The organism is Providencia alcalifaciens (assembly GCF_020271745.1).
GTDB lineage: Bacteria > Pseudomonadota > Gammaproteobacteria > Enterobacterales > Enterobacteriaceae > Providencia > Providencia alcalifaciens_B.
On the sequence record NZ_CP084296.1, the window covers coordinates 2,236,419 to 2,249,586 of the forward strand.

11 protein-coding genes are annotated in these 13,168 nt (G+C 40.1%); 6 read left to right on the forward strand and 5 right to left on the reverse strand.

The window, feature by feature from the left end; all coding sequences use genetic code 11:
• Positions 1 to 396: 396 nt before the first annotated feature.
• Together LDO51_RS10225 and metC are read right to left on the reverse strand one after the other, a co-directional pair.
• A complete protein-coding gene (locus LDO51_RS10225; protein ID WP_225574481.1) occupies positions 397 to 1,071 on the reverse strand; it encodes a DedA family protein in 675 nt (224 codons plus the stop codon).
• Between the two features lie 137 nt (positions 1,072 to 1,208).
• The gene (gene metC / locus LDO51_RS10230) at positions 1,209 to 2,393 is read right to left on the reverse strand and encodes a cystathionine beta-lyase (protein WP_225574482.1); all 1,185 of its coding nucleotides are present in this window, start codon (positions 2,391 to 2,393) and stop codon (positions 1,209 to 1,211) included.
• Positions 2,394 to 2,756: 363 nt separating this feature from the next.
• On the opposite strand from metC, the gene exbB reads away from it, so the two are divergent.
• The 4 genes from exbB (at position 2,757) to yedF (ending at position 6,943) form a co-directional block, all read left to right on the forward strand.
• A complete protein-coding gene (gene exbB, locus LDO51_RS10235) occupies positions 2,757 to 3,701 on the forward strand; it encodes a tonB-system energizer ExbB (RefSeq protein WP_225574483.1) in 945 nt (314 codons plus the stop codon).
• Between the two features lie 5 nt (positions 3,702 to 3,706).
• Positions 3,707 to 4,138, forward strand: a complete 432-nt coding sequence (gene exbD, locus LDO51_RS10240; RefSeq protein ID WP_225574484.1) for a TonB system transport protein ExbD — start codon at positions 3,707 to 3,709, stop codon at positions 4,136 to 4,138.
• A gap of 1,354 nt (positions 4,139 to 5,492) precedes the next feature.
• On the forward strand, positions 5,493 to 6,707 hold the full coding sequence (yedE, locus tag LDO51_RS10245; protein WP_225574485.1) for a selenium metabolism membrane protein YedE/FdhT: 1,215 nt from the start codon (positions 5,493 to 5,495) through the stop codon (positions 6,705 to 6,707).
• Positions 6,704 to 6,943, forward strand: coding sequence for a sulfurtransferase-like selenium metabolism protein YedF (yedF, locus tag LDO51_RS10250; RefSeq protein ID WP_006657165.1), 240 nt, complete (start codon positions 6,704 to 6,706; stop codon positions 6,941 to 6,943). Before yedE ends, yedF begins: the two co-directional genes overlap by 4 nt.
• A gap of 39 nt (positions 6,944 to 6,982) precedes the next feature.
• On the opposite strand, the gene LDO51_RS10255 is transcribed toward yedF, so the two are convergent.
• Both LDO51_RS10255 and rdgC read right to left on the reverse strand, forming a co-directional pair.
• Positions 6,983 to 7,498: a GNAT family N-acetyltransferase gene (locus LDO51_RS10255; RefSeq protein WP_225574486.1), complete on the reverse strand. Its 516-nt coding sequence runs from the start codon at positions 7,496 to 7,498 to the stop codon at positions 6,983 to 6,985.
• 236 nt (positions 7,499 to 7,734) lie between these two features.
• The gene (rdgC, locus tag LDO51_RS10260; protein ID WP_225574487.1) at positions 7,735 to 8,640 is read right to left on the reverse strand and encodes a recombination-associated protein RdgC; all 906 of its coding nucleotides are present in this window, start codon (positions 8,638 to 8,640) and stop codon (positions 7,735 to 7,737) included.
• Positions 8,641 to 8,816: 176 nt separating this feature from the next.
• On the opposite strand from rdgC, the gene mak reads away from it, so the two are divergent.
• Positions 8,817 to 9,722, forward strand: coding sequence for a fructokinase (gene mak / locus LDO51_RS10265; RefSeq protein ID WP_225574488.1), 906 nt, complete (start codon positions 8,817 to 8,819; stop codon positions 9,720 to 9,722).
• Positions 9,723 to 10,364: 642 nt separating this feature from the next.
• The gene (locus LDO51_RS10270; RefSeq protein ID WP_225574489.1) at positions 10,365 to 12,314 is read left to right on the forward strand and encodes a bifunctional 2',3'-cyclic-nucleotide 2'-phosphodiesterase/3'-nucleotidase; all 1,950 of its coding nucleotides are present in this window, start codon (positions 10,365 to 10,367) and stop codon (positions 12,312 to 12,314) included.
• A gap of 280 nt (positions 12,315 to 12,594) precedes the next feature.
• Here LDO51_RS10270 and LDO51_RS10275 read toward each other — a convergent pair whose 3' ends face one another.
• Positions 12,595 to 12,894 carry a hypothetical protein gene (locus LDO51_RS10275; RefSeq protein ID WP_225574490.1) on the reverse strand — a complete coding sequence of 100 codons (300 nt, stop codon included), beginning with the start codon at positions 12,892 to 12,894 and terminating at the stop codon, positions 12,595 to 12,597.
• Positions 12,895 to 13,168 lie beyond the last annotated feature (274 nt).

Sequence of the window (13,168 nt, forward strand, 5' to 3'; positions counted from 1 at the left end):
ATTTTTTGTTTCTTATTTATACTTTTACATAAGTAAAAAATGTAAGCTATCGAAAATTTTTAAATTGAAATGAAGATCACAAAAAGTCATCAAATAGACATGCTAAATAGTCGCTATAAGAAATTGAAAATTAATTGAATTTATTTAATTAGTTGATTTATATATATAAAACACAAATTTGTAATTTTTATAATAAAATTACATTTAAGTTAAATATAATATTCACATCATTTCATTTGCTTTCATTGATTGATGATGTGCATCACATTATTGTCTAAGGACGAAAATAAATAAGGTTTTTCTTCATAATAGGGGAAGCTGATAGGAAATTCTGAGAAAGGAGTAGATAAAAGGGGACCGAGCTTTGGTCCCTTGTTGCACAGCGAAACATTACGATTAATCTTTTTTAGTGCTACTCAAAACTTTACGGTGTTTCCAATACATCACAATGGAGCCAATCAAACCACTGACCAACAGCACTACAGGAATGATCATCAGTGCGGTGATAACGACTTGCTCATGTTCTTTAACGAAAGGAATTTGGTTAACAGCATAGCCCAAAGTCACAATAATACCGACCCACAATAACCCGCTAAGCCAGTTGAATAACTGGAAACGGCGATGGCTTAAATCGGATAATCCCGCTAACAATGGAAGTAATGTTCTTACGAATGCCAGAAAACGGCCAATCAGCAATGCGTATAAGCCTTGGCGGTTAAACATGTCATTGGCTTTTTTATGATATTCCTCAGGGAGTTGAGAAAGCCAGCGTTTAACTATCTTCGTTTCGCTTAGCCAACGCCCTTGAACAAATCCAAGCCAGCAGCCTAAACTTGCTGCGGTTGCCAACAGTAATATCGTGGGGATAAAGTGCAGAACGCCTTTGGCAATTAACGCGCCAGAAAGGAGTAAAAGGGTATCACCCGGTAAAAATGCGGCGGGGAGCACGCCATTTTCTAGCACAATCACCATAAAGAGTACGGTGTAAATCACCCAAAGAACTTCCGGGTTGGAGAGCTTCATAAAATCGTGTTGCCAAAGTGCCAGTACGATTTCGCGTAGGACTTCCATAATCGTTCCTGTATCTGCATAAAGCGAATTATTGGGCTCTATATTACAGGAAAAATTTCAGCCTAGTTTGATTTGTTTGGGTAATTATCTAAAAGGCAGTGATTAACTGCCTAATAGTAAGGAAGAAATGTTGATGTTTAAATACGCGAGAAAGCCCGTTGTAAATCATCAATGAGATCTTGCGGGTGTTCTAAGCCGACATGTAGACGGAAAAACGACCCGCTATCAGGCTGATAATCATATTGGCGCATACTGAGTAAATCTTCGGTTTGATAACCAAGAATCAGTGATTCAAACCCGCCCCATGAATACCCCATTTTAAAATGACTAAAGTGGTCGAGAAAATCACTAAACTGTTTAGGGGATAACCGCGAATTTAATTGAAATGAAAACAAACCGTTGCAGCCGCTAAAGTCCCGTTTAAAGAATTCATGCCCAGGGTGGCTTGGGAGTGCAGGGTGAAAAACACGCGCAACCGCAGGGTGCTCTGCTAACCAGTTTGCGACGGTTAAACTGTTCACTTCATGCTGCTTGAGGCGGGTTGGTAGGGTGTGAAGCCCTCGACCAGCCATGTAAACGGTATCAGGATCGGCAGTTTGCCCCAATAAATATGAGTTTTCTCGTAAGGTTTCGATGCAGCGTTGGTTGGCAACAGCGACCCCTAACATGCCATCCGAATGACCATTAATGTACTTTGTCGCGGATTGAATGGAGACATCAACATCAAATAGAAGCGGTTTGAGTAATACACCCGCAGCCCATGTATTATCGATCATGATAATGATTTCGGGGGATTTTTGACGGATGGCTTTTACGATAGCAGGAAGGTCGTGGACTTCCATGGTGATAGAACCCGGCGATTCCAAAAAGACAATTTTGGTATTCGGACGAATTAAATCGGCAATTTTTGCGCCAATTAATGGGTCAAAATAATTCGTTTCAATATTCAAATTAGTGAGGATTTTGTCGCAGAAATTTTGTGTCGGGTCATAGGCAGACCCCGTGACCAAAATATGATCCCCCGCACTGATAAATGACATGATGGCATTGGTGATTGCTGCTGCACCTGAAGGATAAAGAACACAGCCAGCACCGCATTCCAATTCGGTCATTGCTTCTTGGAAAGCAAAATGGGTTTGTGTGCCTCGGCGGCCATACATTAATACGCGATTCGCACAATTGCGCACGGCGTGTTTTTTATCTTCTACCGAATCAAAAATTACGGAAGAGGTTCGTTGAATGACGGGGTTTACCCCTTTTTGAGTGAATTTAGGGTTTCTACCAAGATGCACTAGCTGGGTTTCAGGTCTAATTTTTGCCATTAATCTATGCCTTATTTACTGATAGAAAATCAAATGATTGGCTAAGTTATCACCTGACGTTAAATGATTTTGGTTGTCCAAGGCAAGAACAAAAGTCGCTAGCTGAATTTTCTTCACTATAAAAAGAAAAATTATGATGAAGCGGTTTATTGCTATCAATCATAATGCAGATAGATTGAAAAAATTGCGAATACTAATGATAATTACTATCAATTCGTGGTGTGTTTGATATTATCTGACATCTTGACGAAAAGAGATGAATGCGTGAATCAAATTTCGCTTTTAATGGTTAGTCGATGAATGGCACAATCATCGATATAAATTTTTTTATACAACACAAAATAAGAGAGTAAAGGCCAACTGATGCGTAAATTAACAGCTTCTATTCTATTGGCGATCGGCTTAATGGGCTCGGCATCCGCAGAAACAACCCCCGCTGTCACTCCGACTACTACACCAGTAGCTAATCAAGGTTCAACAACAGCCCCTGCAAATACACCTTCCACAACTGAAGTGACGGCAACTCCAGCAGCAACACCGGAATCTGTTGTAACAAACACGGTTGTAACAAATACGGTGGAAACTGAAAATGTTGAGATTGCGACTGACGCTCATGGTGGCGGTTTTGATCAGGATTTATCGGTTTGGGGTATGTACCAAAACGCAGATGTTGTTGTAAAAACAGTGATGATTGGTCTGTTACTCGCATCCGTGATTACATGGGCGCTATTCTTATCCAAAGGAAGTGAGATTTTAATTGCACGTCGTCGTTTAAAAGATGAAGCAAAAGCAATTGCAGAAGTAAAATCTCTTGATGAAGCGGTATCTATCGCGGAAGGGTTTAAAGCGGGTAGTATTACGCGCATGTTATTAGCTGAAGCGACAACTGAAAGAGCGCTTTCGGCAAACAGCCAAGACCTTGCTGGCATTAAAGACCGTACTGGTTTCCGTTTAGAAAGAGCGGTTGCTGCAATCAGTCGTTATATGGGACGTGGAAATGGTTATTTAGCAACAATTGGTGCGATTTCTCCATTTGTTGGTCTATTCGGTACTGTGTGGGGGATCATGAACAGCTTCATTGGTATCGCTCACTCACAAACCACTAACTTAGCCATTGTTGCTCCAGGGATAGCTGAAGCACTGCTGGCTACGGCAATTGGTCTTATCGCCGCTATTCCTGCGGTGGTTATCTATAATATTTTTGCCCGTATGATCAATAACTATCGTGGTCAAGTAGGTGATGTTGCTGCACAAGCAGCGTTGTTACTGGGGCGTGACCTCGATCTGGCAAACAGCAAAGCAAGGTAATTATTATGGCAATGCGTTTAGGTGACGAACAAGACGATAGTGGTGAAATGCATGAGATCAACGTAACACCGTTTATCGATGTTATGTTGGTTCTGCTGATTATCTTTATGGTTGCAGCGCCACTGGCTACCGTTGATATTAAAGTCGACTTACCTGCTTCCACTGCGAAGCCTCAGCCTCGACCAGAAAAGCCAGTATTCTTAACTGTGAAATCAGATAGTCAGCTGTTTATTGGTGAGCAATCGGTCAGTAAAGAGCAATTAGGTTCAATCCTTGATCAAGCCACAAACACCAATAAAGAAACCACAATTTTCTTCCAAGCGGATAAAAGTGTGGATTATGAAACGATGATGGATGTAATGAATACATTGCGTCAATCGGGATATCTTAAGATTGGTTTAGTCGGAATGGAAGCAACAGCGGCTAACGCTAAATAGCTAAGTTGTTTCACGTAATCATGCGTTTTATCTCTGTATCGCGGGTGACATTTTCACGTTGATGCTTTGAGATAAAACGCATTTTTTTATGCCTATCAATTTTCATACATCACATCTTTTGCATATTCTTGCAACATTTCTGATAAAAAATGCGCTCTCTTTATAGTTTCACAAATAAAAGGTTTAATTTTATTCGGAATTTCTTCTAATTTTATTTTAGTTAGGGTGGTTTTAAATTCTGCTCATATAAAATCATGTTCAAAAAAGACTTGATAAGGTTAATTGAAAATAAACCATCCATATTGTGTGGAATTATTCATATACAGAGTAATTTCATTTTATACTCCAATTGAGAGTATTTGTTTTGGCGTGTTTGGAGTGTATTGCTATGGAACTTGCTGATTATTAGAATAATCATAAATAAATGTGACATCACCATTCAAAATAACAGTAGGTTTAGCCAGTTAAATGATGCTCAAACAGAAGGAGAGAACAATAAAAATTATTAATATATTTAACTCTAATTGAAATGATAAAAAAAGCGAGTAAATAATCTGAGTAATTCTATTAATATAAGTGTTATTAATAAAATTATTTTAAATGCACTTGAATAATGAAATATAAATATGTAATTACTGCTATAAATACAAAGCCAATGCTTTTATTCGTGAATTTTTAGTGTAACTTATTGTTATTTAATTGCTTTTAAATTAATTCCGAACGAGTCTTAAATAAGATAAAAAAACACTTGCGCAACATTTTATGAGCGCTATAATGCAGTCAATAACATTTAGAAATACTTTTTAATAACTTTTCATCTCGAGTTTTTTATTTTTTCAATTTACTAATGCTAGGGAATAAATAAAGTACTAGTTGATGTTTGATTAGGCTTTATATTAAAAATAAATATAATCATACTCGAGTGTACGATGTTTAGTTGTTAAAGGTAAGTTTGGATGTTATTACTGAAGTCAAATGGGCTGACTTTAGACGACACACAGCAAAATGATGTAATAAAAATATTTCATATTATACTCCTCTATAAATAAGATAAGACTATACTTCCATGCGCTATCATTATGATGGCGTTTTTTTGTATGTTTATTTATCTTTTGAACATCAACTGTACCATCAGAATTTATGTAAGGAATAGGTCATATGCTGTGTGAGGAAGCATGTGGCTAAATCAACCTTTCTGAGAATATTCATAATTTATTATTTAATGATAAAAAGTATCAGAGTATGATGTGCACCTCTTCGCTGTGGGGCATTTAGCTATACATCATTTAGCAACACATCATACAACAGCGAAATTCTTTGCCAGGTGCTGGCTTGAATCATTCTGGAAGTAAAAATGACTTGGTCTGAGTTTAAATCTCACTATCTCATCGGTTTTTGGAAACCGTTACCTGCGGTGATTGCAGCAGGTATCTTATCGACTTATTATTTTGGTTTAACGGGTACTTTTTGGGCTGTAACAGGTGAATTTACCCGCTGGGGCGGGCACATCATGCAGCTATTTGGTGCACATCCAGAAGAGTGGGGCTATTTTAAAGTTATTGGTTTTCAAGGATCACCATTAGATAGAATTGATGGTGTGATGATTATTGGTATGTTTGCTGGCTGTTTTGCCGCAGCACTTTGGGCGAATAATGTGAAAATTCGGATGCCGCAGCATCGGGTTCGAATTTTTCAAGCCATCCTTGGCGGGATTATTGCCGGATTCGGCGCTCGTTTAGCCATGGGATGTAACTTAGCAGCATTCTTTACGGGTATCCCACAATTCTCGTTACACGCTTGGTTCTTTGCTGTGGCGACAGCAGTTGGTTCCTACTTTGGTGCCAAATTCACTCTACTGCCAATGTTCCGTATCGCGGTAAAATTGAAGAAAGTCTCAACAGCATCGCCATTAACTCAAAATCAGAATACAGCTAAAAAACGCTTTAAGTTAGGCATGGCTATCTTTGCTGTCGCACTTGCATGGGGCTTTTATACACTACTAGATGCACCAGTCATGGGCTTTGCTATCTTATGTGGGATTGGTTTTGGTTTACTGATTGAACGTGCCCAAATTTGTTTTACCTCAGCGTTTCGTGATTTATGGATCACTGGCCGTACTCATATGGCGAAAGCGATTATCATTGGTATGGCGGTCAGTGCTATTGGTATTTTCAGTTATGTACAATTAGGCGCGGCACCTAAGATTATGTGGGCAGGTCCAAATGCCGTGATTGGCGGATTACTGTTCGGATTTGGTATTGTCTTGGCGGGTGGTTGTGAAACTGGCTGGATGTACCGTGCCGTTGAAGGTCAAGTTCATTACTGGTGGGTTGGTTTCGGTAACATTATCGGTGCGACTATCTTAGCGTATTACTGGGATGATTTAGGTCCATGGTTAGCCACAGACTTTGACAAAGTGAACTTGCTAGAGACATTTGGTCCGCAAGGTGGCTTGCTTGTCACATACGCTCTATTAGCCATTGCATTTATTTTGATGCTGGTATGGGAAAAACATTTCTTCCGTAAACGTGCCCAAAAACTGGCGAATACTTCCATGGAGGCCGCATGAGCCATAAAGAAATAGTACCGGATTATCGATTAGATATGGTGGGTGAACCTTGCCCATATCCTGCGGTTGCGACGTTAGAAGCGATGCCATCGTTAAAACCTGGAGAGATATTAGAAGTGGTGAGTGATTGCCCACAATCTATCAATAATATCCCTTTAGATGCAAAAAATTATGGTTATAAAGTGTTGGATATTCAACAAGATGGGCCGACTATTCGTTATTTAATTCAGAAATAGAAGCCTGAAAAAGGCGGGAACACCCGCCTTTTTCAGAACTTATTCTTCAATATCCTGCCAGTTCGCAATATCCAGCACAAGCTCACATTCATCATCGATATAGCTACCCGTCGGAATAAAGCCGAGTTTCCGGTAAAACTCAAATGGGCTCTCTTCGCCTTCACCACAGCTATTATATAGCCGTGGGTAACCTTTCTTTTTCAAGTAACGGATCACTTGAATTAATGCTTCACGACCAAATCCTAATTTTTGGTAAGGCTCGGCTATCATAAATCGCCATAACATAATGCCATCGTATTCAAGCTCATCATCATCTAACCCAGAATGCAGCATAATGAACCCTACAGGGACATCATCGGCATAAATGCCTCGGTACCAAGCACAGTCAGAGAATTGTGCCTCAACCATGGAATAGGCATTATCAGCTACCATGCTGCGTTGTGCTTCACTGAGTGTATGACTCAGTAAACAGATTTCCGAAAAGTTTTCAGCTGTTACCTTCTGCAAGGAGACAACGGAATTTTCATCCACTTCTGGCTCGATGAACTCTATCATAACCATTCCTTCGCTCGAATATTGACCAAAGCTTCACAAGGAAGCTGCTTGAGTTGTTATTATTGAATAATCAAAATTGCTACTGATTTGTTACATGGATGTAATTTAATCAACCAGAGATCGGAGAGCCAGTCAATGACTTAATTGTGGCTATGCAAGCGGGGTCTAAAAAGAAAATGGCAACTTGCGTAAATGCTCGTTGCCATCGTGAAGTTAGGATAAAAAGCTAAATAATATTAATGTTCAGCTTCACCGCCCAGAACATCAATTAAGCGAGCGATTAAAGCACTAAGTTCGCCAGTCATCAGAATATAGTCCGCATCAAATTTCTGAGCGAAATCGTCTTTAGGAATATCGTCATTTTGTTCTTTTAGTTTTTCACTGAATTTCAGTTTCTTCAGAGAGCCATCATCAGACAGCATAAACTGAACGCGTTCTTCCCAATCTAACGATAATTTAGTGACTAATTTGCCAGCTTCAATATGGGTGGCAATTTCGTCAGAAATTAAGTCTTGTTTTTTACAACGGATGATCCCGCCTTCTTCTAAAATAGCTTTTAGCTCCGCTTCATCCATCGCTGCAAAGCCCTGAGGTAATGCACCAGAACGTACCCATTCAGTCAGCGTTAATTCAATCGGGTCTTTAAAGGTAAGGGGAACTACAGGGAGCGAGCCTAAGCTTTTGCGTAATAACGCTAAATTATCTTCGGCACGTTTAGCGCTAGCGGCATCGACAATAATCAGCTGGTTAACGGTATCAATCCAAATATAGGTTTTGCTGAATTTACTGAATGCGCGCGGAAGCAAGTCATGGACCACTTCATCCTTTAGCGAGGCTTTTTCAGTTTTTTTCAGTTGGCGACCTTGGTCTGCTTCTAATTTTTCAATTTTCTCTTGTAATGCTTGCTTGATCACGGGTGATGGCAGCATTTTATCTTCTTTTTTGGCACAAATAAGAATTTGGTTATTTGCAGCATGGGTGAGTGCATCTGCGCCACGCATTGGCGGAACCCAGCCAGTTTTCATCATGTCTTGGCTTCCACAAGGGGTATAAGCTAGCGGCGCAAGTTGTCTTTCCAGATCATCCGCGGAGAGTGCCAAATCCCGATTCAGGCGATAGACCAATATATTCTTGAACCACATGAAAAACCTACCTTTGTCATTAAAAACATGTTTAGCAAGGCGGACATGATAGCGAATTGTCTGTTATTAAGCGAAAAAAAATGCCCGCCATTTTGCGGTGTTTTACTTTCTACAAAGGTCGCCTAATAATGTAAACAGGTAATTAAATGAAAAATCGATAATAAGCGAGTGCCATTATGAGAATAGGGGTTGATTTAGGCGGTACAAAAATTGAAGTGATCGCATTGGATGATGACGGCAATACTCTATTTCGTCAGCGTATGCCAACGCCTCGAGGCGATTATCAAGGCACTCTCCATGTTATTAAGCAGTTAGTCAATGAGGCCGAAGCGGCAACAGGGCAAATTGGGAGTGTGGGGGTAGGGATCCCAGGAACACTTTCGCCAGTGACGGGAAAAGTCAAAAATGCCAATTCCACATGGTTAAACGGACAACCATTCGATAAAGACCTCGCCCAATGTTTAGGGCGCCCGGTTAAAATGGCGAATGATGCCAATTGCCTTGCAGTTTCAGAAGCGGTGGATGGTGCAGGGGCAGGCGCTAAAGTGGTATTTGCTGTGATCATTGGAACAGGCTGCGGTGCAGGGATCGCCATTAATGGGCAAGTTCATTCTGGCGGAAATGGTGTCGCAGGTGAATGGGGACACAACCCTTTACCATGGCAAAATGACCAAGACAGACTATTTTTGGCTGACGAAACATGTTATTGCGGGCTCAGTGGCTGTACAGAGCAATTTGTTTCCGGAACAGGATTTATGGCGGATTACAAAAAATTGGCCGGAGAATCCAAAACAGGTATCGAAATTATTCAATTAGCGCAAAATGGCAACAAACACGCGATAAAAGCTTTTGAACATTACCAAAATCGCCTAGCAAAAGCATTAGCACAAGCCGTCAACATGCTAGACCCAGACGTCATAGTACTAGGGGGCGGAATGAGCAATATCGATGAGCTTTATGAAAATCTGCCAGGAAAGATTCGCCACTGGGTGTTTGGCCGAGAGTTTGATACGCCAATCAGGAAAGCGGAGCATGGGGATTCGAGTGGGGTGCGTGGGGCCGCCTGGCTATGCTCTTCCTAATTTGCCCCATGACGTTGTTAGCTGCTCTCGCTAGCCCTAGTCACATACTTGTGTATTCTTCTAGGGATTAGCCTCTCTTGCCGCCTTGCTCGTCATACTTCACGCCGTAGCTGCGTTGGCTACGCTTACTAGCCCTAGTCACATACTAATGTATGCTCCTAGGGACTAGTTTCACTTGCCGCCTTGCCACAACGCGAATTATTTAGAGCATGTTCTAGAGTTAAAAAGGCAAAAGATAAAAAGCAAAAGATAGAAAGCAAAAGATAAAAGGCAAAAGATAAAAAGCAAAAGAAGGGCAAGAGAGGAAAGCAAGCTGGTGGATTTGACTACTTATAAAATGAGTATTAGTGGGTTATTTGGGGAATAGCGGGTTTTATCGATAACTCAAATAATAGCGGTGATTTTTATCGGATAAATCTATTTTTGTGAGCTATATAAAAGTCGGGATTCATAAATGGACTAAAACCGTGATTTAGTCACAAAAAGTAGTTACTGTTTGCAGGCATTATCATTAAAACTTGATACCTAACACACAGTGACAGGCTCAATTTCAGGTATCGTTGGGTTTTTGCTCAATAACCATGAAATGAATCTGGACTTTATGAGAGGCATTCTCTCAAAAGGCAACAAAGGGGATTTAACGTGAAAAAGGCTCTAAAACTTTCATCTTTGGCACTGCTGGTGGCATTTAATGCACACGCTGCCACGGTTGACCTGCGTGTCATGGAAACATCGGATGTACACAGCAACCTCATTGACTTCGACTACTACAAAGACAAATCTACCGAACAATTTGGTCTGGTACGTACTGCAACATTAATCAAAGCCGCGAAAAATGAAGCTACCAACGCTATCCTCGTGGATAACGGTGACTTAATCCAAGGTAGTCCACTGGCTGACTATATGGCGAACAAAGGCTTGAAAGAGGGGGAATCTCATCCTGCTCATAGCCTAATGAACACCATGGGCTACACCGTCGGTAACTTTGGTAACCACGAATTTAATTTTGGTTTAGATTACCTGAAAAAAGCCATTGCAGGTGCGGAATTCCCTTACGTTAATGCCAATATCGTTGATGCTAAAACCGGTGAAAACTACTTTAAACCGTACATCATTGTTGATACCCCAGTAAAAGACCGTGATGGTAAAACGCACACCATTAAAGTCGGTTATATCGGCTTTGTTCCGCCACAAATCATGATTTGGGATAAACCAAACTTAGAAGGCAAAGTGAAAGTTAATGACATCACTGAAACCGCTAAAAAGTTTGTACCGCAAATGAAAAAAGAGGGTGCAGACCTGATTGTTGCAATTCCTCACTCAGGATTCTCACAAGAGCCATACAAAGCGATGGCAGAAAACTCTGTATACTATCTGAGTGAAGTTCCGGGCATCAACGCCATTATGTTTGGCCACTCTCACGGTGTGTTCCCTAGCAAAGAATTTGCCGACATTAAAGGCGTCGATGTTGCAAAAGGCACAGTCAACGGCATTCCAGCAGTTATGCCAGGACAGTGGGGTGATCATTTAGGTGTGGTTGATTTGGTGGTTAACAATGACAGCGGCGATTGGAAAGTGGTTGAAGCTCAAGCCCATGCCCGCCCTGTTTATGATAAAGCCAATAAAAAAGCACTGGTTGAGCGCGATGAATCACTTGTGAAAATCATCCAAGAGCAGCATCAAGGTACCCGTGATTTTGTGGGTAAACTGATTGGTAAAGCCTCTGAAAACATGTATAGCTACTTGGCATTAGTTCAAAGCGATCCAACGGTTCAGATTGTGAATGATGCTCAGATGGATTACACCCGTAACTTTATTCAAGGCGACCCAGACTTAGCTGACTTACCAGTATTAGCGGCAGCAGCACCATTCAAAGCCGGTGGACGTAAAAATGCGCCTTCTGAGTTTGTTGAAGTGGAGAAAGGGGATTTAACCTTCCGTAATGCGGCTGATTTATATCTCTATCCAAATACTTTAGTGGTAGTAAAAGCAACAGGTGCGGATGTGGTTGAATGGTTAGAGTGCTCTGCGGGTATGTTCAACCAAATCGATGCACAATCAACTAAGCCACAAAGTCTGATCAACTGGGATGGTTTTAGAACCTATAACTTTGACACCATTAGCGGTGTAAATTACCAGATTGACCTGACTCAGCCAGCTAAATATGACACCGATTGCCAAGTGGTCAATAAAGATGCAAATCGTATCAAAAATGTGACTTACCAAGGTAAACCAATCGATCCTAAAGCGGCATTCTTAATCGCGACCAATAACTATCGTGGTTACGGCGGTAAATTTGCAGGTACTGGTGACGCGCATATTGCGTTTGCTTCGCCAGATGAAAATCGCACAATTTTAGCGGCTTATATCGCTAAAGAGTCTAAAGAGAAAGGTGAAGTGGTTTCGAAGGCTGATAATAACTGGTCCTTCACGCCAATTAAAACCGATAAAAAACTCGATGTACGTTTTGAAACTTCTCCAAGTGAAAAAGCCGCTGAGTTTATTCAGCAACATGCTCAATATCCAATGAAAAAAGTGGGTACTGACGATATCGGTTTTGCTATTTACCAAGTTGATTTAACAGCTAAGTAATAACAGGAATAAGTCATAATAGTCATAACATATTGATAACCTAAAGCCTGTCACTTGTGTCAGGCTTTTTTTCATAAAAATGTATGTTTGATGATATTCATATGAAAAAAATAATTAGGGAAGATGCCATAGCGAAAATCAGCCGAGAGGTATAGAAAAATAGCTGACTGACAATGTGCCAGTAAAAGCGGATTAATACAGAAATAAATTTCGGGGAGTTTAAACTTGAGAGTAAATGGCAGCTCCCCGAAATATTATGTTTATTAGATCTTCAATTAACTTATTCATAAGTCACGTTTAGCATGGGTAATTTACTGTATTTATCATATTCGACTTTGACATATTCAGATTCAACTTTCTGACCATTTTGCAATGAACCTGAAGCGGTTACTGTTTTACCATTACGATAACAATCAATATTTACGTGAGTTTTTTTTGAAATATCTACTTCACACTGAGGTTCATAGATATAACCACCAAATGAAATTGTACCTCCTGAAGATGGGTTGATATTACTTGCAAAAGAACAACTCGAAATGAAGATTGTCACTACAGTAGTTAATAAAGATAAACGTTTCATAGTCCACCCCCTTAATAACACTGACCGCCATCCAATACTGCTTCTGTGCTCTTATTTTTAGTGTAGTTCAAATATCGATAATGCAAAAATAAAAGTTTAATTTATAGGTAAATACTATTACCCTGAGGATATAACATATTGATATCAATCAAATTAAGGTTATTTTTTTAGTTTCATATAAGTGATTAAAAATGCTGTTTTTTATAAAGTTTCGGTCAATATATAAAAATAAAATATTATATTTTGAATAAGTTTTGATTAAGTTTTGATTGAT